Annotated in this window: 18 protein-coding genes; 10 read left to right on the top strand and 8 right to left on the bottom strand. The window is 43.9% G+C overall.

Translation table 11 applies throughout. The annotated features are described in order from the left end of the window. Positions 1-52: 52 nt before the first annotated feature. Entirely contained in the window at positions 53-1,429 is a 1,377-nt protein-coding gene (trhP, locus tag ACVBIU_RS06715; protein WP_447160075.1) for a prephenate-dependent tRNA uridine(34) hydroxylase TrhP, read from the top strand. Positions 1,430-1,572: 143 nt separating this feature from the next. Here trhP and nhaA read toward each other — a convergent pair whose 3' ends face one another. From nhaA to ACVBIU_RS06695, 4 genes are all read right to left on the bottom strand, one after another. Next, positions 1,573-2,931, bottom strand: coding sequence for a Na+/H+ antiporter NhaA (gene nhaA / locus ACVBIU_RS06710; RefSeq protein ID WP_447163353.1), 1,359 nt, complete (start codon positions 2,929-2,931; stop codon positions 1,573-1,575). Next, a complete protein-coding gene (gene hflC / locus ACVBIU_RS06705) occupies positions 2,928-3,923 on the bottom strand; it encodes a protease modulator HflC (RefSeq protein WP_447163352.1) in 996 nt (331 codons plus the stop codon). Before hflC ends, nhaA begins: the two co-directional genes overlap by 4 nt. Continuing rightward, a complete protein-coding gene (hflK, locus tag ACVBIU_RS06700; RefSeq protein ID WP_447163371.1) occupies positions 3,910-4,863 on the bottom strand; it encodes an FtsH protease activity modulator HflK in 954 nt (317 codons plus the stop codon). Before hflK ends, hflC begins: the two co-directional genes overlap by 14 nt. 227 nt (positions 4,864-5,090) lie before the next feature. Further along, positions 5,091-6,518 carry a class II fumarate hydratase gene (locus tag ACVBIU_RS06695; RefSeq protein ID WP_447160078.1) on the bottom strand — a complete coding sequence of 476 codons (1,428 nt, stop codon included), beginning with the start codon at positions 6,516-6,518 and terminating at the stop codon, positions 5,091-5,093. An 810-nt stretch (positions 6,519-7,328) separates the two neighbouring features. Between ACVBIU_RS06695 and ACVBIU_RS06690 the strand changes: the two genes are divergently transcribed. From ACVBIU_RS06690 to ACVBIU_RS06680, 3 genes are all read left to right on the top strand, one after another. Beyond that, on the top strand, positions 7,329-9,296 hold the full coding sequence (locus ACVBIU_RS06690) for an alkyl/aryl-sulfatase (protein ID WP_447160079.1): 1,968 nt from the start codon (positions 7,329-7,331) through the stop codon (positions 9,294-9,296). Between the two features lie 568 nt (positions 9,297-9,864). Continuing rightward, positions 9,865-10,122, top strand: a complete 258-nt coding sequence (locus ACVBIU_RS06685; RefSeq protein WP_012156237.1) for a YfhL family 4Fe-4S dicluster ferredoxin — start codon at positions 9,865-9,867, stop codon at positions 10,120-10,122. Positions 10,123-10,360: 238 nt separating this feature from the next. Beyond that, positions 10,361-12,115, top strand: coding sequence for a pseudouridine synthase (locus ACVBIU_RS06680; protein ID WP_447163370.1), 1,755 nt, complete (start codon positions 10,361-10,363; stop codon positions 12,113-12,115). A 288-nt stretch (positions 12,116-12,403) separates the two neighbouring features. On the opposite strand, the gene ubiT is transcribed toward ACVBIU_RS06680, so the two are convergent. Then, on the bottom strand, positions 12,404-12,916 hold the full coding sequence (gene ubiT / locus ACVBIU_RS06675; protein WP_447160080.1) for a ubiquinone anaerobic biosynthesis accessory factor UbiT: 513 nt from the start codon (positions 12,914-12,916) through the stop codon (positions 12,404-12,406). Positions 12,917-13,048: 132 nt separating this feature from the next. On the opposite strand from ubiT, the gene ubiU reads away from it, so the two are divergent. Together ubiU and ACVBIU_RS06665 are read left to right on the top strand one after the other, a co-directional pair. Next, positions 13,049-14,050 carry a ubiquinone anaerobic biosynthesis protein UbiU gene (gene ubiU / locus ACVBIU_RS06670; protein ID WP_447160081.1) on the top strand — a complete coding sequence of 334 codons (1,002 nt, stop codon included), beginning with the start codon at positions 13,049-13,051 and terminating at the stop codon, positions 14,048-14,050. A 9-nt stretch (positions 14,051-14,059) separates the two neighbouring features. After that, positions 14,060-14,917: a U32 family peptidase gene (locus ACVBIU_RS06665; RefSeq protein WP_447160082.1), complete on the top strand. Its 858-nt coding sequence runs from the start codon at positions 14,060-14,062 to the stop codon at positions 14,915-14,917. 33 nt (positions 14,918-14,950) lie between these two features. On the opposite strand, the gene ACVBIU_RS06660 is transcribed toward ACVBIU_RS06665, so the two are convergent. Continuing rightward, a complete protein-coding gene (locus ACVBIU_RS06660) occupies positions 14,951-15,586 on the bottom strand; it encodes a DUF998 domain-containing protein (RefSeq protein WP_447160083.1) in 636 nt (211 codons plus the stop codon). Between the two features lie 414 nt (positions 15,587-16,000). On the opposite strand from ACVBIU_RS06660, the gene ACVBIU_RS06655 reads away from it, so the two are divergent. From ACVBIU_RS06655 to ACVBIU_RS06640, 4 genes are all read left to right on the top strand, one after another. Then, the gene (locus tag ACVBIU_RS06655; protein WP_447163351.1) at positions 16,001-17,545 is read left to right on the top strand and encodes a methyl-accepting chemotaxis protein; all 1,545 of its coding nucleotides are present in this window, start codon (positions 16,001-16,003) and stop codon (positions 17,543-17,545) included. Positions 17,546-17,902: 357 nt separating this feature from the next. Then, on the top strand, positions 17,903-19,258 hold the full coding sequence (locus ACVBIU_RS06650) for a YjiH family protein (protein ID WP_447160085.1): 1,356 nt from the start codon (positions 17,903-17,905) through the stop codon (positions 19,256-19,258). Positions 19,259-19,415: 157 nt separating this feature from the next. Continuing rightward, entirely contained in the window at positions 19,416-20,300 is an 885-nt protein-coding gene (locus ACVBIU_RS06645; RefSeq protein WP_447163350.1) for a UDP-2,3-diacylglucosamine diphosphatase, read from the top strand. Between the two features lie 46 nt (positions 20,301-20,346). Beyond that, positions 20,347-22,095, top strand: a complete 1,749-nt coding sequence (locus tag ACVBIU_RS06640; protein ID WP_447163349.1) for a GNAT family N-acyltransferase — start codon at positions 20,347-20,349, stop codon at positions 22,093-22,095. A gap of 143 nt (positions 22,096-22,238) precedes the next feature. Here the strand turns inward: ACVBIU_RS06640 and ACVBIU_RS06635 are convergent, their stop codons facing one another. Beyond that, on the bottom strand, positions 22,239-23,597 hold the full coding sequence (locus tag ACVBIU_RS06635) for an NCS2 family permease (RefSeq protein ID WP_447160088.1): 1,359 nt from the start codon (positions 23,595-23,597) through the stop codon (positions 22,239-22,241). A 386-nt stretch (positions 23,598-23,983) separates the two neighbouring features. Next, positions 23,984-25,225: a DEAD/DEAH box helicase gene (locus ACVBIU_RS06630; protein ID WP_447163348.1), complete on the bottom strand. Its 1,242-nt coding sequence runs from the start codon at positions 25,223-25,225 to the stop codon at positions 23,984-23,986. Positions 25,226-25,427 lie beyond the last annotated feature (202 nt).

Here is a 25,427-nt window from a genome sequence, read left to right as displayed (position 1 = left end):
GTAAAATGCGCGGCCGATTGTCGAACCCTTATCCGTTAACAGAGAAGCTATTATGTTTAAACCTGAGCTATTGTCCCCTGCTGGTACATTAAAAAATATGCGTTACGCCTTTGCCTATGGCGCCGATGCTGTTTATGCCGGCCAGCCAAGATATAGTCTTCGCGTGCGTAATAACGACTTTAAGATGGAAAACTTAGCTGCGGGTATTAAAGAAGCCCATAGCTTAAACAAGAAGCTATATGTGGTGAGCAACATCGCGCCGCATAACGCCAAGCTTAAGACGTATATCAAAGATATGGAGCCTGTGGTTGCGATGCAGCCTGATGCGTTAATCATGTCAGATCCTGGTCTTATCATGATGGTACGCGAAGCGTTTCCTGATCAAGTGGTGCATTTATCAGTGCAAGCTAATGCCATTAACTGGGCATCGGTTAAGTTTTGGGAATCACAAGGCATTAAGCGTGTGATCCTTTCGCGTGAGCTATCACTTGATGAAATCGAAGAGATTCGTCAACGTTGCCCTGATATCGAACTAGAAGTGTTCGTTCACGGCGCATTATGCATGGCCTATTCTGGCCGTTGCCTGCTTTCTGGTTACATCAACAAGCGTGATCCTAACCAAGGTACATGCACCAATGCTTGTCGCTGGAAGTACGATGTTCATGAGGCTAAGCAAAATGAAAGCGGTGACATTATTGCCGTTAACCCAGACGTACAGATTGAAACGCCAACATTAGGCGCAGGTCAGCCATCTGACCAAATCGTCTTGCTACAAGAAGCAGGTCGCCCTGGTGAATACATGCCAGCGTTTGAAGATGAGCATGGTACCTACATCATGAACTCTAAAGACTTACGCGCGATTCAGCATGTTGATCGTCTAACAAAAATGGGCGTAGATTCACTGAAAATCGAAGGCCGTACTAAATCTTTCTACTATGTTGCACGTACCGCCCAGCTTTATCGTCAAGCGATTGAAGATGCTGCGGCAGGTAAAGATTTTGACCGTACTTTGATGCACAACCTAGAAGGTCTAGCGCACAGAGGTTATACCGAAGGTTTCTTACGTCGTCACGTACATGATGAATATCAAAACTACGATTATGGCTATTCAATCAGTGATACTCAGCAGTTTGTTGGTGAGTTTACCGGCGTTCGTAATGAAGCGGGCCTTGCTGAAGTGGATGTAAAGAACAAGTTCCTAGTGGGCGACAGCGTTGAAGTGATGACGCCACAGGGTAACTTAACCATCAAAGTTGATAGCCTAATTAACCGTAAAGGTGAAAGTGTTGAGGCCGGTCTAGGTTCAGGTCACTTTGTATTCCTAGACGTACCAGCTGGTGTTGAGCTTGAAAAAGCCGTGTTACTGCGTAACTTGCCACAAGGTCAAGATACTCGTAACCCACATCAACCGAGCGACACTCCAGCTTAATATCGGGTGTTTCAGGCCCTGTTTAGGGCCTGTCTTTTAATTAGCTGTTAAATGCTTTCGCTTAACAGCTAAATACTTTTATTGAGCTGCTAAATAGGGCCAATCTACATTTCTCTTTAACCCTCGACTCCTTTCCTAGTGCCCTACTTCCCCTGCTGCTTGTTCTTAGTATCGCGCTTTAATAGCCAGCTTAATAATGCCATTCCCATTAATGCCGAGAATAACGAGGCAGACAAGATCCCAAGCTTTGCATCATTGATGAGAACTGGATTAAACGCTAGGTTTGCAATAAATAGCGACATGGTAAAACCAATTCCGGCCAATATGCCACCAGCAAAAAGATATGACCAATGAAGTTCCGGCGGCTTTATCGCTAGACCAGTGCATACTGTTAAGCCGCAGAATAAGATAATGCCGATAGGTTTACCCACTGCGAGACCAACAAAAACAGCAGTAAACAACGAAGCTGATATTTCTGAAAGAGAAATTGGGATACCTGCATTAGCGAATGCAAACAAAGGCATAACGACAAAACCAATCCAGGGGTGAAGTAACATCTCTAAACGTTCAACGGGAGAAAGTACTTCTCTGGTCGCCGCTTCAGCCGTTTTGAGCACTTTACGTTTTACACCAAAAACCCCCTGTTTTCCTATCGAGTGAGATGGCACAACACATTCTATTATCGTCAATAAACGTGCTTCGCTTACCCAACGGTTAGTCGGAGTCATCAACCCCAATATCACTCCAGTCACAGTAGGGTGCATTCCTGAAGCATCGACTACAAGCCAGATAGCCCCGCCGACAAGAAAATACAACATGATATTGCGGACCCCGAGCACTGCCATAATTTTAACCAGCACGAATCCAATCACGGCAAGCCCAATATAATGCAACTGAATGTCTTCACCGTAACCTACGGCCACCACAATGATGGCGCCAATATCGTCAATGATTGCCAGTGAGAGCATAAAGACCCGTAAACTTTTCGGAATACGAGGGCCAAGTAACGTGAGACAAGCAATAACAAATGCGGTATCGGTTGCCATCACAGTCCCCCAGCCATACTGGCCAGGCTGATCTAATTGAAGACTTAAATAGAGCAAGGCTGGAACCAACATACCACCAACAGCTCCGCTGATAGATAGCATCGCTAAACGCGGTGTTTTTAGCTCCCCTAATATGATTTCTCGCTTCAGCTCCAGTGCAATTAAGAAAAAGAACAAGGTCATCAATGCATCATTGATCCACTCGCGCAGCGAACGTGTAAATTCGATTGTTCCCACAGTGATACCAACAGGAACGTCCCACAATGACAGAAAAGTTTCAGCCCATATAGAATTAGACAGCACTAAAGCCGCTAGGGTAAAAAACAACAACACCGTGCCAGCAGCGGCTTCAATATGCAAAAATCGGGTTATCGGCTGGGTTATCCAGTCAACATACTCTTTAGGAAGTTGGGTGGGGTGACCGCGCTCATCGGGTTGGAACTGCTTTTTGTTCATTGTTGCTTAGGTGCGGATGTTATCGCCTCTGGTGGATATACTCCCTTTAGATACTTGAATAAATCGCTCTCGGTGGATATGACTAAAGTCGTATTTTCAGCCATGATTGACTGATAAGACTGCATTGTGCGCGTAAACTCATATAAACCCACCGCTTGAGGACTTTGGTTATACGCCAGCGCATATATCTCTGCCGCTTTGGCATCAGCAGAGCCTCGAATTTCCTCCACATCACGATAAGCTTCAGATTGGATCTTATTTAGGTCACGGACACGATTACCTCTAATCCTCGCCGCTTCTCCATATCCTTCAGAAAGAAAGCGCTCTGCAATTTGACGTCTTTCACTGATCATACGATCATAAATTTTAGGTCTTACGCTGGCGTTATAGTTAATACGCTTAAAGCGAATATCCAATAGCTCAATACCAAACACTCGGACTTTATCTGTCGCAGCGGAAAATATTTCCTCTTCAATCACCTGACGTCCTTTGGTGATCGGCACTAAATTCCCTAGTGTTAAGTCGCTCACAGCCTCTATCGTTTGACCATCCCTTAAAGGCTGCCTATTTTTTGTGGTACGAATAATTTCAATCAATTCATGCTTCGCTACCGCATTGCGTGTTTCACTCCCCAAAATGTCATCAAGTCGCGACTGAGCACTGCGCTCATCACGTAAACGCAAAAAATACTGTAATGGATCGGTTATTCGCCAGCGCGCAAATAAATCGACTGAGAAATAAAGTTTATCTTTAGTTGGCATATCGGACGGATCACCATCCCACTCTAGTACGCGTTTATCGATAGCGTTAACCTCCTGTATGAAGGGGATTTTTATATTGAGCCCCGCGTCAGTTATCGGTTCTCCTACCGGTTTTCCAAATTGGGTAATAATCACCTGCTCTACTTCACTTACCGTATAAAGCGAACCAACCAAAGCAAGCAAGCTAAAAACGATGACAATAAAGGCAACCGCTGAACTAATCTTTTTCATGAGCCAACCCCTGTTTGTCTTGCTTAGGTTTAAGATCTAAAAAAGGCAAAACATTGCGAGTTTGTTCATCAATGATGATTTTTGACTCAATAGCGGGCAACACCGTCTGCATGGTCTCGATGTAAATCCGCTGACGTGTCACTTCAGGGGCTTTACTGTACTGTCCCAATAACGCATTAAATCGAGCAACATCACCTTGTGCTTCATTAATTCTTTTCAGGCGGTAGCCGTCAGCCTCACGGATCCGCTGATCCTTTTCACCTTCAGCTAAAGGAATGACTTTGTTGTAATCTCGACGAGCCTCATTAATCAGCTTTTCTTTTTCTTGCTGGGCTTGGTTTACCTCATTAAACGATTCCTGTACCGGTTTAGGAGGATTAATATTTTTAAGCTGCACCTGATCAATATTGATCCCCATGGCATATTTGGTCGTCAGCGCCTGCATTTTATCGAGCGCTTCAGATTCAATTTCTTGTCGGCCAATAGTAATTACCTCATCCACAGTACGATCACCGACAACTTCTCTCATAACGGACTCAGAGACATCACGTAGCGTGGCGCTAGGGGAGCGTACTTCGAATAAAAACTTGATAGGTTCGGCTATACGATACTGAACGACCCATTCAACCAATGCCGCATTTAAGTCACCGGTAACCATCTGCGTTTCTAGCTCACCGTCGGCTTCCACGGAGCCTTGAAAGGGATCTCTGGCTCCAGGGGTAGTAAAACCAAACTCTTGCTTTAACTGTCGCTTGACCGGAACAATCGTCGCTTTATCAATACCTAAAGGAAATTTGAAGTGTAGACCCGGTTGTATTTCTAAATGGAACTTACCAAAACGCTGCACAACTGCGACAGAGTCACTAGGGACGGTATAAACAGCCTGCCAAAAGAGCGTAACGATAATCAAAAGTAATGCGATTAAGAGCACATTTTTCATACCGCTGCGGGTGAAAAACTGTTGAGTCTCTATCGCATGGTTTTTTACGCTTTTTACAAAGCTGCTATAGGGAGCGGCATTGTCTGAACTGTCTTCAGGTGGGAGAGGGTCATTAGGTGACGACATGATTGTGACCTTGAGGCTATGGCAAGAAAATCTTGTCATAGTAAAGTCTGGTTCACTTTAGGTGATTTATCAAGCTAGGCGGCTGACTTGTAAACTTGTCACTACTTAGGCAACATTTCATCTAGTTGTTTTTGTAATAACAATTGGAATTGTTTCTGGTCCATCAAATTTAGATATTCAGCCGCTTGAGCGAGAGTGATATTCCTATGTGCTGCAGTCTGAACAATTTGCGTCGCTTTATCATATCCCAATATGGGCATTAGCAATGTTATGACAGATAAATTGTTCGACATATTCTTGTCAATTTGAACCAGATTCTGCCGTAGCCCTCGCACGCAATTTTTAGCAAAAGACACCATAGCGTCAGATAACAGCTCTATACTTTGCAATACATTATGGATAATTACCGGGCGGTAAGTATTCAGTTGTAATTGTCCATTGGAACTCGCTAGCGATACCGTAAGGTCGTTGCCAAATACTTGCAAACACACCATGCTTAATGCCTCACATTGAGTGGGATTAACCTTACCAGGCATGATTGAGCTCCCTGGCTCATTTGCGGGCAATAGCCATTCGTTTAAACCACAACGTGGCCCACTGCCGAGTAAGCGGAAATCATTTGCGACTTTCTGTAATACTGCAGCTAATTGCTTAAGGGCGCTGCTGTAGCGCAATAACGCATCCTCACCCGATACTGCAGCATACAAATTAGCTGATTGCATGAATGGCTGACGATAATGTTTAGCCAGTAAACTGATGACCTGTTGGCCAAATAATGGCGGAGCATTCGATCCAGAACCTATCGCCGTTCCCCCTAGCGCCAATTGATATAAACCCTTCAGGCTCTCTTGTATCGCTTGCTTTGCAAAAGTAAGTTGACTCCCATATGCCGATAGACAGGAGCTGGCATTGATAGGTAGCGCATCCATTAAGTGTGTTCGTCCAACTGTATACTCCCCCTTGAATTCATTTTGCTTTGAGGAGAACTCGCACTCAAGTAAGTCTATGGCAGGTAAAAGAACATCTTGAGTTTGCTGCGCCACGATAATATGCATAGCAGTGGGAAACACATCATTAGAAGATTGAGATAAATTGACGTGATCATTAGGGTGAATACTGTTGCTTGGCTGCCCTATAGCTTGACCATTAAGCTCTGCAGCAACTAAATGGTCACTAGCCAGGCGACTTATCACTTCATTGACATTCATATTGGTCTGGGTACCAGAACCTGTCTGCCAAATAGAAAGTGGAAACTGAGCGCCATAGTCACCCTGTATAATTTCATCGCAAGCAAATAAGATTGCACTGTGTTGGCTAGCCGAGAGTAAGGAGTGACTGTAATTTATTTCAGCGCAAGCACGCTTAATGTTAACAAGCACTTTAATGAAGCCTAGATCAAAATGCTGACTTCCAATGTTAAAAAATGCTAGCGAGCGCTGTGTTTGCTCGCCCCACAAAGCACCTTTTTGGACGTTAATTTTTGCAAAGCCAACCTGCTCTGACGTGTTTCTTTTCGATGTTTTCCTCATACTTAACCACTCTCGTTTTGATGCATCAAAAAATACTCAGCAATATTGCAGCCAACCTCTAACACTAATTTGGATTATGACCAAAACGACTTAACTAAATTATGTCCATCTGTTTGTATGAGGTCGCATTGTCGCCGTTACGTGTTGGTAGCGCGGAGTTCATGATGATGAACCTCTTAACGGAAACTCATTAAGCGCTATAAAGGCCTATGTTTACCTGTACTTCACCTAACACGACTCACTGTGAGCACCTAGTAACGACTAATCACTTACAGGTACAGTCGATAGAGTCTCATCTTGCACTTAGCACTTATCACTTATCACTTATCACTTATCACTTATCACTTATAGCTGAGGATGGGAGAGTAACCCAAATAAAGCAAGTCTTGGGCTTGTTGTTTACTGCCCGAAATTGCCCCCAATGTTGAACAAGACAATTGTATGTTCAGCCATTAATCGGGGCAGCCACCGTTCACAGATAGATGGTGAGCGGGCTTAAGCGTGTTACAAGGGAGATTGCCACAAGGCCAAGCACCCCGAGTCCACATCATGCGAGTAACACCCTAGATTAATGCTCTAAATTAATATCCTATTTTTATTAATGCTTTAGATTAATGCTCTGGCTTACTTCAGAATAAAAAAGACCGCCCCCCATTAAACTGCAAATATGTATCCCTTTCCCAAAAAGTCACGATAGAGAAGACTAAGCTACATTAGCCATTGATAATTCAATCACTTCCGGCTAAGTTGATTATACTTTGTGCACATTTTTAAATAGCTTTCCGTTATCCGTTATAAAAGGAATTTGTAATGAATAGATCCAAGCTTCCCCTACTGGTCGCATTTTCTCTGGTGCTATCTAACTCGAGTATCGCAGCGACACAATCAAAACCCGCAACCGAATTTACCAAAACAGAAAATGCTGCCGTCCTTAAGGCACTGCCCTTCAGTGACAAACAAGATTTTATCAATGCGCAGCGTGGGTTTATCGCCAAACCCGACACGGTCACCATTAAAGATGCACAGGGCAACATCGTCTGGGATCTAGAACAATATAAAAACTATATCAGTATCGATAAAGAATCCCCTGATACTGTGAACCCTAGTTTATGGCGTAATTCTCAACTTGTAATGCAACATGGTTTATTTGAAGTCACTGACAATATTTACCAAATTCGCGGGTTCGATCTAACCAATATCACTTTTATTAAAGGCAAAACAGGTTGGATAGTCTTCGACCCTCTCATCTCACCCGAGACAGCCAAAGCCGCGCTTGATTTTATCAATGAACAACTAGGTGAGCGCCCCGTTGTTGCTATCGTCTATAGCCATAGTCATATCGATCACTATGGCGGCGCAACCGGGATTGCAACGGCAGAAGATGTTGCCTCAGGCAAGGTACAAATTATTGCGCCCGAGCACTTTACCGAACATGCAGTTTCAGAGAATGTGATTGCAGGTAACGCTATGGGGCGGCGCGCAGTATATATGTACGGTGCCTTACTGCCTCGTAATGCTAAAGGAGGTGTCAATGGTGGCCTAGGAATGACGGTGTCAACAGGGCTTGCGGGCCTATTACTGCCAAGTCATGAGATCACAAAAACCGGTGAAAAGCTCAACATTGATGGCGTTAACATGGAGTTTCAGCTCACTCCAGGTAGTGAAGCACCAGCCGAGATGAATACCTGGTTCCCAGACATGAAAGCACTATGGATGGCTGAGAATTCCACTAACACCATGCACAATATCCTAACCCTACGTGGCGCTCAGGTGCGAGATGCATTGATCTGGTCAAGCTTTCTGGACGAAACCATTGATACCTGGGGGAACCAGGCTAAAGTGAAGTTTCAAAGTCACCACTGGCCAGTATGGGATAGTGAAAATATCATTCCATACTTTAAAAAGCAGCGTGATATCTACAAATTTACCCATGACCAATCTGTTCGCCTAATGAACCAAGGCTATACAGGTGAAGAGATCTCCGAAATGATAACGCTCCCTGCGGAGCTTGAGCAAAATTGGCCAACGCGCGGATATTACGGCACCTTACGCCATAACAGTCGCGCGGTATATCAAAGGTATATGGGCTGGTATAACGGTAACCCTTCGAACCTCAATAACCTACCGCCAGAAATGGTTGCAAAAAAGTATATGGAGTTTATGGGTGGTGAGGCCGCGGTGCTCAAGAAAGCACAGGTTTCATTTGATCAAGGAGAGTATCGCTGGGTCGCAGAAGTGATGAAGCATGCAGTATTTGCTAATCCTGACAATCAAGCAGCTAAAGAGCTGTTAGCCGATGCTTTTGAGCAGCTTGGCTACCAAGCTGAATCAGGCCCTTGGCGCTCAGTGTATTTACAAGGTGCTTATGAGCTGAGAAACGGCGTACCATCAGCTGGAGGTACGCAAACTGCAACGCCTGATACCATTAGAGCGATGACACCAGAAATGCTGTTTGACTTCTTAGCGATAAGGCTTGATTCAAGCAAAGCTGAAGGTAAGTTACTCAATATCAATATTGATTTTACCGACCTTAACAGCAAGTACACGCTGACATTAGAAAATGCAGTGCTGCATCATAGTAAAAATCAAGTCGATAACCCCGATGTGGCTCTAGAGATGTCAATGAAAACGATGAACAGTATTCAACTGAAAGAACTCAGCTTTGATGAGGCGATTAAAAACGGCGATGTGAAGATCACTGGGGACAAACAGCAGTTTAAAGCGTTTCTCGCTATGCTAGATGATTTCAATTTCTGGTTTAACGTGGTTACGCCATAAGGTGCTAGGTCATCTTAGGCACCTTAGTTGAACAGCTAAGGATGAAGGTTTTTCGTCCTTAGCGCTTCTATGAGCACTGCTATCTTGTTATTGGATCTAGCAGTGTTTTTTGCCGTAACACACGCTTTATGAGTGTAAGCTAAATGAAAAAGCGATATGTATGCGTTAGATGTGTGAACCAGCATATCTGGGCTGATGGCTTTTTCATTTAGCTATTTAATCTAGCTGTTTAATCTAGCTGTTTAATTTAGCTTTCCATTTAGCTTGCCCACTTCACGAGTGCCATCTTGTAATCAGATAAGCTAGGTTTGTCCACACCCTGTGATATACTTGACCTCAAGAGACTTTTTCCATTCTTTTTTCGGTAATATTCGGTAAAAAATTTCACTAATGACACACTAGATATCACCCAAACTAGGCTTAAGTTTGTGTTGCTATTTGTGTCACTTACATAGTGAAATCAACGTAAATAATCCGCTGTTAACCGGGAAAAAGAAAAGCAATTACCCTCATAAGGAATGTACGTAAGCGCTTATTATGAATGATTTTTATAAGGTATATTAATTAGATGGCATTATTAATCGACGACAGCTGTATCAACTGTGACATGTGTGAGCCAGAATGTCCAAATCAGGCGATTACTATGGGTGAAGAGATCTATGAGATTGACCCTGTACTTTGCACCGAATGCGTCGGTCATTATGACAAGCCAACCTGTATCTCGGTTTGCCCTATCGACTGTATTGCTGTTGACCCAGACCACAAAGAATCAGATGATGAGCTATTAATTAAATACCACATCATCACAGGTAAGCCTGTCGAATAAGCCTAGTGTTACTGATTAACAATGGAGCCTAATGGCTCCATTTTTGTTTTTGGGCGAGTCAATTAAGTATCACGTAAAAACGTCCGCCGACTAATGACTTCATTGAGATGACAGCGTAAAATCTCGCCTCACTCATTACCGTGCTAGCTCAATTTAACTTAAGTTAAATTAGGTTGATTCAAGTTAACCTAATTGAGTTTAGCGCTCGTTTATCCTTGCCAAAAGTTGTTAAATGCCCATGTACTCAGCTCAGCAATGCTTTACCGCTTTCAAATCACCTATCGATAGCTATGAGCTGCCAAAACGTTTTACCTTTCCCTTTTACTACCAGCCACACCCACTGTGTTTGTTGGCCGCGAAAGAGTTGCAAACCTATTTAAGTTCGCAAACAGACTGGCAGCATAACTTTGGTTTAGATAATAGTTTTGAGAATGGCTCAGACAATAGTTTAGACAATCATTCAAATAATGGTTTAGGCGATGATAAAACCGAAGCTATTGGCAAGATGTTTGGAGTATTACTCGTTCGTAATAAAAGCGGGGAGCTTGGTTATTTAGCCGCGTTTTCTGGAAAATTAGCCGAGCAAAACTTACTCAATGGCTTTGTACCACCGGTTTTTGATATGTTGGCCGAAGAAAGCTTTTTTCATGCCGGGATGCAAGCACTTAACCTGTTAACTGAGCAGCTCAAAGTCGCTGAAAGTAACCCTAATATTTCAATATTAACCACTGAATTAGCCACATTACGCCTTCAGGCTGAGGGCGAGTTAGAGGCTATACGAGCGCAAATTATTGAAAATCGCAAAGTGCGCAAATTACGCCGTGCTTGCGCTGAAAAAGAGCAGAATCAAGCTGTACTTAACGAGCTTAATATTGAGTTAGGTAAAGAGAGTGTCGCCGAGAAATTTAAGCTTAAGGCGGTAAAACAGGACTGGGATAGTCGATGCCATGAAGTTTCAAGCCAACTCAATAGTCTGCTTGATGAAATAACTCAAATAAAAGCGACGCGCGCCCAGCAGTCTAACCGTTTACAACAACAGATCTTTGCCCAGTATCAATTTTTAAATCAAGCTGGCGAGCTTAAAGATCTCAACCAGATCTTTAAAGATAGCCCTACGCAGCAACCGCCAGCGGGTGCTGGTGAGTGCGCTGCGCCTAAACTGCTGCAATTTGCCTTTAGTCAAGGCTATACACCATTGGCAATGGCGGAATTTTGGTGGGGAGCATCACCAAAGTCTGAGATCAAGCAGCATAAAAACTTTTATGGTTCTTGTCAGGGAAAGTGCCAACCCATTTTAAGCCACATGCTTGCAGGCATTGAGATGGATGCCAATCCTTTACTCACCAATCCTGCCGAAGGCAAATCTATCGAGATTTTATACCAAGATGAAGCGATGGCAGTGGTTAATAAACCTGCCGAGTTTCTATCAGTACCGGGTAAGAATGTGACTGACTCTGTTTATGCTCGCATGAAATCGATGTTTCCTCAGGCGACAGGTCCGCTGATTGTGCACCGCTTAGATATGTCCACTTCGGGCCTTATGGTCATCGCGCTAACCCGTGACGCCAATAAGTCTCTGGCGCAGCAGTTTATTGCACGAACAGTTGAGAAACGTTACGTGGCACAGGTAGCAGGCCAAGTACAAGGTGATCAAGGGGAGATTAGCCTGCCTCTTAGGGTAGATCTCGATGACAGACCGCGCCAATTGGTGTGCTATGAGCATGGTAAGCATGCCCACACCCTATGGCAGGTAAAATCTCGCAGCGCGAAACACACCATGCTATATCTGTACCCTCACACGGGACGGACACACCAGCTGCGGGTGCATTGTGCCCACCATGATGGCTTACATCTGCCCATCATTGGCGATGACCTTTATGGCTGCAAAGCGAATCGATTACACCTCCATGCCCAAAGGTTGGTACTTAATCATCCTGTGACTAAGGAGCGCTTAACCTTTGAGGTCAACGCCGACTTTAGCTTAGAGGCTTAATCTTTTGCTTGAGATGATGTGGGTTAATCTAAATGTTTAACCCACATGCTTATCTATGACGTTATCTATGCCGCTCTCTAATCTGCTGATCGAAATAGTTTCTAAATCCTTAAGCCAAAACTCGAACGCTTAACTCACATCTAACCCAGAGCTTGGTTTATCGGCTCTAATAAATCGCCTCAAACAAATAAACTTAAACAGTTTTAAATGAATAAGTTCAAACAAAGAGCCCTAACAAATAGCGCTAACGAATGAGCGCTAACGAATGAGCGCTAAAAAGTGAGTCATTTATGCAAAGCTCGGCTGTGCTTTGGCCTGTAAAGTTTGTAGCGCCTGCGCCAACTTTTCAATTGTCACTCTAATGGCAGCAGGCATAGCATCAAACTCAACACTTAACAGTAAGTTTTTCACCTCGAGCCCAAGCTCGGTATCGCCTTCAATGCAAAGCTTACGTTGGAAAAACAGTGTATCTGGATCTTCCTTAGCCGCCGCGATTAATAACAGCTCTTTAGATTGACCAGTAAACGTCACTTCAGCATCTTGTTGCGGTCGTACATGCCAACATTCATCAAACGTCACTTCGAAAGTTAACCCTAAATCTTCAATATTAATCGCAACCCAACGGCCCGCTAAAAAGCTCAATTCATCGTCTTCAGCTTGCTCTGAAAGTAATAAACCTAAGATGCGTTTTAGTAGCTCAGCCTTCATCGCAAACGGCACAATGGCTAATGGGCGAGCAATAACTTTAGGCCCAATTTCGAGTATTTGTTGCGCTAACTTATGAGGAAGAAAACCTTGCATGTAAAAATGTATCCAAAATGTGGCAAAGAAAGGAATATTACCTAGATTTTATGATCACAAACCTGTTTTACATCAAAAATTTGATCTTCATTCCCTTTTAAACTCCTGTTTCATTATTTTTGGAGCAACTACATGGAACTGCTGTGCCCCGCGGGAAATCTCGCTTCACTGAAAACCGCCCTAAACTCAGGTGCAGATGCGGTCTACCTGGGCCTGAAAGACGACACCAATGCGCGCTCGTTTGCCGGATTGAACTTTACACCTAAGAAGTTACAGCAAGCCGCCGAATACACTAAGAAATGTGGCAAAAAGATATTTTTAACCATCAATACCTTTCCCAAGCCTGGTGAAGAAAGTCGCTGGTATCAAGCGATTGATCTTGCTGCTGACACCGGTGTCGATGCGTTAATCATGGCTGATTTATCGTTACTCGATTATGCACACAGTCGCTACCCTCACCTTCCTTTGCATCTATCGGTACAAGCTAGTGCAACTAATTTAGGTGCACTGAAGCTGTATAAAGAAGAGTTTAATATTGAACGTGCGGTATTGCCGCGAGTGCTTTCAATGAAGCAAGTACGCGATCTTGCCAAAGTGACACCCGTCGATTTAGAAGTGTTCGCCTTTGGCAGCCTGTGCATTATGGCCGAAGGCCGTTGCCACCTATCTTCTTACGTCACGGGACAATCGCCCAACACTGGCGGCTCATGTTCACCCGCTAAGCACGTACGTTGGCAGGAGTCTGGCAGTGATCGGCTGACATTGCTAAACGATGTATTAATCGATAAATCAGGTTTAGATGAGCAGATGGGCTATCCGGTTGTTTGTAAGGGCCGTTACACCACAGCTGAAAACAGTAAGCCAAGTCATATTCTTGAATCGCCCACCAGCCTTAACACTTTAAGCTTGCTGCCAGAGCTGGCTAAAGCCAATGTGGTATCGCTTAAAATTGAGGGACGCCAGCGTAGCCCAGCTTATGTTGAGCAAGTCACTAAGGTGTGGCGTGCAGCTATCGACAGCTATATGTCTGCACCTGAAAAGTACCAAACGCAGCAGTCTTGGGATCAGGCGCTAGCAAAAGTATCTGAGGGACAAACCACTACTCTTGGCGCTTATGAGCGTAACTGGCAATAAGGATTAATGATGAAAACGTCACTCGGACCACTGCAATATTGCTGGGAAAAAGAAAAAGTTAATGCTTTTTATCAGCAGGTTGCACAAAGTAATATCCCTTTAATTTATTTAGGCGAAACCGTATGTAGTCGCCGTCGACAGCTTAAGTTTGCAGATTATTTAGCATTAGCTCAAATGCTCAGAGAGTCTGGCAAACAAGTGGTACTTTCAACGCTTGCGCTGCTCGAGGCGCCATCTGAATATACCGAGCTACAAAAACATGTCGATAATGGTGAGTTTATTATCGAAGCCAATGACATGGGAGCGGTGCAAGCAGCCAAAGAGCGTAACTTACCCTTTGTTTGTGGTCCAACCGTCAACAACTATAACTTTGCAACGCTAAAGAAACTGCATCAATGGGGCATGCAACGCTTTGTGATGCCGATTGAACTGTCTAAAGAGTGGTTAACCAACGTTATCGAAACGGAAAAGCCTATCCCTTTTGAAGTGGAAGTCTTTGGTCATGGCTATTTGCCACTGGCTCACTCTGCACGATGCTTTACCGCTCGCCAGTTGGGACTGCAAAAAGATGATTGCCAAATCGTGTGTTTGTCCCACTCTAAAGGGTTACTCGCACAAACCATGGATGATCAACCTCTGCTTCGGCTTAACGGTATTCAAACCCAATCAGCAAGCTTAATTGATCTATCCAATGAAGTTGAGCAGATGAAACAGATGGGAGTCGACTATTTTAGAGTATCGCCACATAGTCTAAAGAGCATAGAAATCGCAGAAAATATCTTGCTGCAACCAATAGCGGATAAGGACTCATCTTGTAACGGCTATTGGCATCAATCAGCCGGATTTAGCCAAGTTCCAGCGCTATAAGCAACAATTTGAAAATGAGTTAACCCCATTGTGCTAATGAAAGGTTTTTTTCAGATCCTTAATCACCAAGGCACTCCAGGTTAAGAAGGTGGCTACGCCAATCCATTGCACGACGGCGGGCCACCACATTTCAGGGCGAAAGGGAGCGAGTAGCATCTCATTATAAAATGCGCCATCACCTTCTGTTAAATCCAAGCTAAGTAGAGGCAGTAACAGAAATGCACTCATAGACACAAATGCAACCAATGCACTTATCTGGGTCAAAATAGAGAATCTAGCCTCTTTCGCCATCAATTGAAAACCGATGTAAGACACCAGACTACAGCAGCCAAAAATAAAGAAGTATTTGATCGCGATAATATGTAGGTGGTAGACATTAATCGGAAAAAGACCTGTCGCAGCAAAGGCTAAATAGGTCAGCCCAAGACTAATGAAAAAAGGGTAACGCCAAACTGAGTCGCCAAGTTGCAGGCTCAGTAAGCAAAATAGCACTACACACAGGCCGCCAAAAAACAGCCCACCATTGACGATAACGGCATAGCGAGAGTGTCCATAACTGCCTAGCTCACTCAATGTGTGGTTTAAAAAGCTATATCCCTGACCGTCAAAGTGCTCGAACATCACAATAGATAGCACTAGGCCTAGTACTTGGCCAAAAATACCCAGCATGCCAAACCTAAACGCTAACCTTGACACTTTATTGTATTTATTAACGAGCATAGTTACCTAATTAACCTCTTTATTAACGTTTATTAATGTATATCGAATTGGTTTACTGTAACGAGGTCTAGCTCAGAGTTTTAATAAACATTTATGACACAGGAATGTAACGCATTTGTTATTTTTATAGCCTGTGAAACAGAATATCAAGCTCTTTGCTAAAAACAATCCAAAAATCATAGGATAAAAAGATTTTAAACCCAAAAAGTTAGCTTAAATCAGTCAACAAACTTGTTATTCAAAAAGATATACAAAAAATTACATCCGACAATTTAAACAAGTGTATTAATGAGATACCCTACAACATTGTGTTAATGCATTGCTGTGGAATTGCGATGCTTTTTGCTGTCACTCGGAATAATAATGACAAGAAAACAGGTAAGCCTTATTAATCAGGAAGTTAAGTTAACCCCGACAGATCAACTCATATCGACCACTGATAGACGCGGTGTTATCACCTACGTAAACCAAAGGTTTATTGAAGTGTCAGGCTTTAGTGAAACAGAGCTTATCGGCAACAATCATAATATGGTTCGTCATCCAGACATGCCCAAAGCAGCATTTAAAGAGATGTGGGGGAAATTAGAAGCGGGTATATCCTGGCGCGGCGTGGTTAAAAACCGCTGTAAAGATGGTCGATACTATTGGGTCGATGCATTTGTTTCGCCCTTATTTGAAAAAGGTCAGCTCATCGGCTATCAATCGGTTCGCATGGCGGCAAGCCCCCAACTCACCAATAAAGCCACAGAAATCTACCAGCGTCTCAATCAAGGTAAACGTGTCGATGACCCCATCAGCTTAGCCAATAAGAGATTGCTCTCAGCAATCTGTGCAAGTACAGGGCTATTGATTGCCGGTGCAATATGGGGCTGGGCGGTCATCATTGCAGGCATCGTCTTAATGGCCGTCAACCTGGCCATTTTTTATGACGAGGCGTTTAAAGTACCTGCAAGATTAATGAAGATGAAACAAGAGTACGACTCTATCAGCCGCTTTATCTATTGTGGTCGTGACACTTCATCTTTACTCGATTTTCAACTTATGATGAAAGATGCCAAGCTACAAGGCGTGCTTGGTCGTTCACAAGACAATGCCGAGCATATTGAAGATATTGCGAGCCAGCTAATAGCTGCGGCACAGCAAACCCATGTAGGTCTAAATCTTGAGAACCAGCAGATAGAACTTATTGCCAGTGCCACCGAAGAGATGGGATCGACAATTAGCGAAGTCGCTAAAAATACCCAATCAACTTCTGAAAGCATTCAGCAAACCTATCAAGTTTGTCACGATAGCCGCGAAATGATGCAGCAAAATGCCGTCAGCATTAATCACCTTTCAAACTCTGTTACTCAAGCAGCAGAAAATGCCCACCTATTAAATAAAGAAGCTGAACGCGTTGCCAGTGCGATGTCTGAAATTGACTCCATTGCAGAACAAACTAACTTGCTCGCACTTAATGCGGCAATCGAAGCCGCCCGCGCCGGAGATCAAGGTCGAGGGTTTGCAGTGGTTGCCGATGAAGTCAGAGCGCTATCGAGTCGCACTCAGCAATCAACGACCAGCATATCGAAAAGCGTCGATAAAATGTTTTCCATGCTAACCGAATGGTCAAAGCAGATGGATAACAGTAAATCTAAAGCATTATTATGCAGCGAAGATGCCGAAAAATCTGCTAATAAAATCGATACCATCTATCAATCAATGAAAGAAATTCAAGCTTTAGCGGTACAAAATGCGGTTGCGGCCGAGCAACAAACCTTAGTTGTTGGTGAGATTAACCAAAATATCACTCAAATTAGCCAGGCATCGAGTGAAAACCTATGCGCGGTTAATCTAGTTGAGGCCTCTGTTAAAGAGTTAAAGTTCAATGCAGAAAAAGCAAAATCTTTGAGAAAAACATTTAGTTAAACCTTCTGCAAAAGCCCATTTTGCCGTCACAAAATAAACGTGACGGCGAAAACAGCACACGACAAATTAACATCTGCGCATCATTTGCAAACATTTGTTTTAAAAAGAGTTAACCGCAAAAAAGTTTTGTGCTTTTTTGCAAACTTCCGATACAATATAAATAATCATATTGAGCTAATAACTATTCGCCCGTAGTGAATTACACTACATAATAATAGAATGGTGTTATTAAGATATTTTATGGCGGTTCGCTCGCCAACTAACAGTTGAATGGATATTCAATAACTTATCTGTTTATGCATAGACGTCTGTTTATTGTCATTAAGCAAAATCTCGTTATTTAGGGTGTTAATTAAAGTGTCAGAAAAACAAACCCACAATATTAAAACAATACTCACATTTATCGTGCCATCTTTGATTGGTCTATTGCTGTTTATGATGCCAATCAGTTATCAAGATGCCCTCACGATCCCTATCGCGATCATCTCGAAAGGATTACAGAATCTATTGAGCGGTGTAATCGTCGCAATGGTGACATTTGTGGTTATCTTCACAGCGATTGCTTCGCTTCTGACCAAAGTGTTTCAGCCACAATTTATTGTTAAACATCGTTTTCTTAACTCGTTATTTAACGTCAGCCCTATCTGGTTAGTGGTGCGTTTACTTGGCGCAATCTTTATCACGCTAACCTTCTTTGGTGTTGGCCCTGAGGCCATACGCTCAGGCGGAACCGGGGCGCTGGTTCTAAATGACCTATTACCTGTGCTGTTTTCAGTATTCTTATTTGCAGGTATGTTGCTGCCACTACTTCTGAACTTTGGTCTTCTTGAGTTATTGGGCACCATGTTAACCAAGGTTATGCGCCCTATCTTTAACCTACCAGGTCGTAGTGCTATCGACTGTCTGGCGTCATGGTTAGGCGACGGTAGCGTCGGGATCTTGATGACCACCAAGCAATATGAGGCTCGCTTCTATACCCAAAGAGAAGCGGCTGTGATTGGTACCACTTTCTCAGCGGTTTCAATCACCTTCTCTCTCGTTGTGATCTCTCAGGTTCAATTGGAGCATTTGTTCGTCCCTTTCTACCTCACGGTGTGTCTTGCCGGTTTTGTTGCCGCGATAGTGGTACCTAAACTGCCACCACTTTCTTGGAAGAAAGACATCTATATTGATGAGACGCCTCGTCACTCTGATGATGAAATGATCCCTGAAGGCTATAACGTATTTACTTGGGGTTTGCATCAGGCACTTAATAAAGCGTCTCAAGCTGGCGGTGTTAAGCACACTTTGATTGATGGCGTGAAGAACGTCGTTGATATGATTTTTGGCGTGATCCCTGTGGTAATGGGCATTGGTACTATCGCCTTAATGATTGCCGAATTCACCCCAATTTTTGAATACTTAGGAATGCCTTTCATTCCACTGCTTGAGCTATTACAAGTTCCTGAAGCAACAGCCGCGTCAAAGACGATTATGGTTGGCTTTGCAGATATGTTTATCCCTGCAATTTTAGCCAGTTCTATTGAATCAGATATGACGCGCTTTATTATCGCAACCTTGTCTGTGACTCAGCTTATCTACATGAGTGAAGTGGGTGCATTATTGATTGGTAGTAAAATTCCGGTCAACTTCCTTGAGTTGTTTGTCGTGTTCATTCTTAGAACATTAGTGACGCTACCTGTTATTGCAGGTGTGGCTCACCTTATTTTCTAACTCTCACGACATTAAGTAAAAAAGGAGCGAATTATCGCTCCTTTTTTGTGCTTTACACCGTAGCCAATTCTTGTCATAAATTCGCCACAAATCGTTCATCAACCAGTCAATAAGCCGTTCTAGTCTAACTACAAGTCATCGTTTACATGGCAAGCCAATGAGCAATAAGCCCAGAGAAAAAACACGCTTAACCTCCACCTCATCAATCAGCCCGATCCCCCCCGTAACGACTCAGCCGAGTTTCAATGCCGTATGGTTATCTGATGTGCACTTAGGCAGCAAAGACTGTAAAGCTGAGTACCTTTTACAGTTACTTAAACACATGCAGACTGAGTCTTTATACCTTGTTGGCGATATCTTTGATATTTGGGCATTGAAGCGACGGGTTTATTGGCCTGAATCCCATAATCTCGTGCTGCAACAACTGCTGAAAATGGCTAGAGATGGGGTCAACATTGTTTATATTCCAGGTAACCACGATGAAGTATTAAAGCCATATAATGGTTTTCACCTTTGGGATTTATCCATTGCGGCCGAATATATCCACACCGGAGTTACTGGCCGAAAGTTGCTTATGCTGCACGGCGATCAGTTTGACTCAGAAGTTTGCATAGGCCGCGCTTACGCAAAGCTGGGCGATCACCTATATGACCTCTTACTGCTTCTAAACCGTGGGCTACACAAGCTGCGCACGTGGTTTGGCTACCCATACTGGTCCTTAGCCAGTTACGTCAAGCTACGTATCAATAAAGCCCAGCAAGCCATTAACGACTATCAGGCTGCAGTTGTGCGCTACGCTAAACGCAAGCGTGTCGATGGTGTTATTTGTGGTCATATTCACCAACCTGCCCTGTGCATCAACCAGCAGATCCTTTACGCCAATGATGGTGATTGGGTGGAGAACTGCACCTTAATAGCTGAATCTCTACAAGGCGACATTCAACTACTGAAATGGAATGAAACCACTGCAGAGGCTGAACTGATCCAGTCTTACTCTTTTGACGATAACCAGAAAGCCGCTACCCAGCAGCGTGTTGCTTAAGCCAGTTAAGCGAAGTTAATCAAGTGAACTCAATTTAGGTGAACTCATGATATTTACCGTCGACAATGTAGTAGAACAAAAGCTGCCAAAAATTAATAAAACCCCCTGGTTATCAACACCGACTAAAGCCATGCTGCGCTACCTATTAAACGAAAAAGAGTGTAACGCTATCGCTACACAGTTTTCTTATTTAAAAGGGGTGGACTTTGTTGAGCAAGTACTTGCCAGCTTTAACTTTAATTACTCTGTACCAAACAGCGAGATTGAAAATATCCCCCATGAAGGTCGCGTAGTGATTTATGCCAACCACCCTATTGGATCCCTCGATGCCCTTGCCATGATAAAGCTCATCAGCAAGGTCAGACCCGATATTAAAGTGGTTGCCAACGAGTTATTAATGGCACTCGAACCCATGCATTCGATACTGCTTCCAGTACGCAATATGACGGGCGGAACCCCAAAGCTACATCTAGATAATATCCATCAACACCTTAAAAATGAGGGAGCGGTATTAATTTTCCCCTCAGGTGAAGTGTCACGCTTACGCCCCCGTGGTGTAGTGGATCTTCACTGGCATTCAGGCTTTGTTAAAATAGCCAAAGCTTGCCAAGCGCCATTATTGCCCATGTATGCTGACGCTAAAAATTCGGCTGTTTTTTACGGTGCATCAATGATCTACAAACCGTTAGCAAGCTTACTCTTGATCAAAGAGATGTTTAAGCAAGCTAAGAAAACCATGCCCATTCGTATCGGCGAGCTAATCCCCAAAGAAGTCGTAAACAGCACCGACTTTCCGTTAAAAACCAAAGTGAAACTGCTGAAAAACCACCTCTATCGCATAGGCAAAAACCGTAGCCCTTTGTTTAGCACTCAAAATGCCATCGCCCATCCTGAACCACGTGCAGAACTGGTGGCGGCATTACATCAATGTGAGCTGCTCGGTGAAACTCAAGACAATAAAAAAATCTATCTGTATCAACATAAACAAAGCAGTCCAATTATGCGTGAAATTGGCCGCCTTAGAGAAATCGCCTTTCGTGCCGTTGGCGAAGGCAGTGGTAAGCGCCGTGATACCGACAAATACGATGCCTATTATCAGCACTTAGTCTTGTGGGATCCGAGTGTACTCGAAATCGTAGGTTCCTATCGTTTTGCCGGCGCTAAAGAGGTGCATCAACTGCAAGGGGAAGATGCCCTATACAGTCAGTCTCTATTTAATTATCACGATAATTTCGCGCCCTACTTTGAGCAAGGATTAGAGCTTGGTCGCAGTTTTGTGCAGCCTAAATATTGGGGTAAGCGTAGCTTAGATTACCTATGGTTTGGCATTGGCGCATTTTTAGTTCGTAATCCACAATACCGCTATCTATTTGGACCGGTCTCCTTGAGCGATCAAATTCCGGAGCGCGCCAAAGAGCGTCTGATCCATTTTTATAAAACCCAGTTTGCCTGCGAGCAAGCACTCGCTCACTCCTACAGCCCATTTACTTTTGGTGTAAACCGCGAAATAGAGCTTGAACAAGGCTACTCTCATTTAGACTACACAGAGGGCTTTAAACAACTAAAGCTAACAATGGCAAGCATGGACAGCGCCATTCCAACACTTTTTAAACAATATGGTGAGCTGTGCACTCAAGGTGGGGTAACGTTTCTCGATTTTGGCATTGATGTCGAATTTGGTGATTGTATCGATGGCTTAGTGTTAGTTGACACTCACAAACTTACCGCTAAGAAACGTAGTCGCTACTTGGATTGCCACCGACCAGAGTTACAACTTGGCGATGAGATAAAATGAGTCTTAACTTAGCGACTAATTTAGCCTGTGAACTTAACCCACTAATTTAACTCTGTGGGGCTAACAAGAGACAAAAAAGCCAGTCAACAAGGACTGGCTTTTTGACGTCAGTTAATATGGAGGTTAACTCTATTTCGTTTAAGCTAGATAGCCCAGCCGCCCATATAAAATGCCACTAAACCAACGGTAATAGCCAGTACGCCCGGCTTTATTTGACGCCATTCACCACTACATAGTCGGCCAATAACTAAGGTCACAAAACCCAGCATAATACCTGTCACAATGTTACAACTAAGAATGATAAATACCGCACAGGTTAATCCGGCCATAGCATCGACTTTGTCGTTAAAATCAAGCTTAGTCACGTTACTTAACATCAATAGTCCCACATACATTAGCGCTGGCGCTGTGGCGTATGCCGGTACTAAGTAGCTTAATGGTGCAAGAAACATCATCAGCAGAAATAACACACCTACAATCGTGGCCGTTAAACCCGTCTTGCCGCCAGCTGCGGTACCCGCAGCAGACTCGATATAAACAGCAGCTGGAGCGCCGCCAACGGCACCTGCAAAGATACTGCTTACAGAATCAGAGGTTAACGCCTTACCGCCACCAATAATATTGTCTTTGTCATCCAGCAGCTCTGCTTGACCAGCTACGGCGCGAATGGTACCTGTTGCATCAAAAATAGCGGTCATCACCAATGCCAGAACAATCGGTAACACGACTGGATTTAACGCGCCCATGATATCAAGCTGGCCGATAAGCGACTCATCAGACATCAGATCAGGAAAAGCAAAAAGCCCTTGATACTTAACACTTGGGTCGAATACTAATCCAAATACCGACAGTGCAATAATCACCAACAAAATACCGCCCGGCATGCCGCGGCGCTCAAGGCCTATGGTTGCTGCCAGACCGATAATGGTCGCGATAACGGGGAGACTATGGATATCACCTAGCGCAACAGGTAAACCTGTATCGTTGGCAACAATCAATTGCACGCTGTTGGTGGCAATCAGCAATAAGAATAAGCCGATACCAATGCCTGTACCGTGAGCAATGCCCTTAGGCAGATTAGTCAGTACCCACTGACGAACACCTGTGACACTCACAAGAGTGAACACGATACCCATCAAGAAGATAGCGCCCAACGTGACCGGGATTGAGATCCCCTGGCCAAGCACCATGCTAAAGGCGGTAAATGCCGTCAGTGAAATTGCGCAGCCGATAGCCATTGGCAGGTTTGCCCACAAGCCCATTAGCAAGGAACCAAATGCCGCAATTAAACAGGTGGCGATAAATACTGCACCAGTGTCGAATCCCGCAGCACCTAACATATTCGGTACGACAATCACCGAATACACCATAGCAAGAAACGTCGTTAAGCCCGCGATCACTTCACGTCTTAATGTGCTTCCACGGGCTGATATTTTGAAATAGCGATCCAAAACAGAATCGGTAGGAGTAGCAGAGCTTGCAAGAGTCTGTTCAGACTTCATAGTAGTGATACCTTTTGATCTCTTAAATAGGGTTAACCAATTGAGTTCAATTGGCCACTTGGCTATGGCAGGAAGAGCCCCGACTAAAAATGTCGGGTGAGAGATCCACCTTATGTATATTAAAACGAATATTTACACAAAGTGACCTGCAAGCAATATGCCTGGTAAAATTTACTTTTACCAACACAGCCGTTGTTGGCGCGGAGTTTACAGCAATCAACAACGGGGAAATAGTTCACAAAGAAGATTTTTGATTCGTATCAACAAAAAATATGCCAATCGCGATTCATATGAAGGCTTTTCAGGTCGAGGGCGCTAAAAGGTAAAAAGTAACACTAAAGACTTAATTGTTAGTGTTACTCATTCATGCCAAATAGCACGACTGCTTATCGGCGACGTTTATTAGCGCCTAACGCACGCTTCTTTGCTCTTTGGCGCTGAGCGGCTTTACTGTTCTTGCGCGTAATAGGCTCAAGCTTAGTTAAGTCGGGCTCAAACCCTTCTAACCATTGCTGCGGCAAGCGTTTATCTAATACAGACTCCACCTCTTCTAGCAGCAAGGCGTCATCTTCACTGTAGAGCGTTATTGCTTTACCTGTATTGCCTGCACGGCCGGTACGGCCAATACGGTGGACATAGTCTTCGGCTACAAATGGGATCTCATAGTTTACGACGACCTTTAACTCGACAATATCTAAGCCACGGGCTGCCACATCGGTTGCCACTAGCGCTTTAACCTTACCTTGTTTAAAGTCATTAAGTACTTGCTCGCGGGCGCCTTGGCCTAAGTCACCATGAAACGCCTTAGCCTCGATCCCTGCCGCTATCATTTTTTGCGCGATAAGGTCAGCCGTTTGCTTTTTACGGCTAAAGATCAGCACCTGTTGCCACGCGTTCTTATTAATCAGATGGCACAAAAGCTCTGTTTTACGTTCACTATCAACAGCGAAAACCACTTGCTCGATACTACTTGCGGCACTATTGGCTTTATCGACCTCTATTCTAATCGGCTTTTGGAGTAACTTTTTACTCAAGTCAAAAATGGCCGAGCTAAAAGTGGCTGAAAATAATAGAGTCTGACGCTTAGCTGGCAGTTGCTTTAAAATCGCATTAATTTCATCCATAAATCCCATGTCTAACATGCGATCAGCTTCATCAAATACCAAGTATTCGATACCGGATAAATTGAGTGTCCCACGGCGCACATGATCCAGTAATCGCCCGGGAGTCGCGACAATAACATCTACACCTGCTGCAAGTTTTGTCGCCTGGGCATCAATACTCACACCGCCATATATCACCATGCTAGTAATATCGGTATTAACCGCATACTGACTAACGTTGGTATTAACCTGCACCGCAAGTTCACGAGTTGGCGCCAATACCAGCACCGAGGCCTGTTTGACTATACTCTGTTCCTCGCTGGAGGCTTTATCGATTAAGCGCTGCAGTAAAGGCAAGGTAAACGCCGCGGTTTTTCCGGTCCCAGTCTGGGCACTTGCCATTATGTCATGGCCAGCCAAAATAGCAGGAATAGCCTCAGCCTGGATGGCTGTTGGCTGCAGGTAACCTTTTTGTGCTATCACACTAAGCAGTTTTTCACTTAAAGGCAGAGATGAAAATGACACGTCGGTATTCCTTGATTTAAAACATAAATATTACAGTGCTGCAGGCTTCTCAGTGTTGAAACAAGCCAGAGCATTAAACATAGCAAACAATTTCTCGTAGGTGGCGACTTGCACTTACAAGTGCTATTGCATTCTAAAACAATTGTGCTCAATGAACGCCATCGGCCTAAGACCGAAAAGCTAGCCTCAAATTGCGACTTCA

This window comes from Shewanella sp. 30m-14, assembly GCF_052977125.1.
The sequence above is the reverse complement of the archived record's forward strand: the minus strand, read 5'-3'. Positions and strand labels throughout refer to the sequence as shown.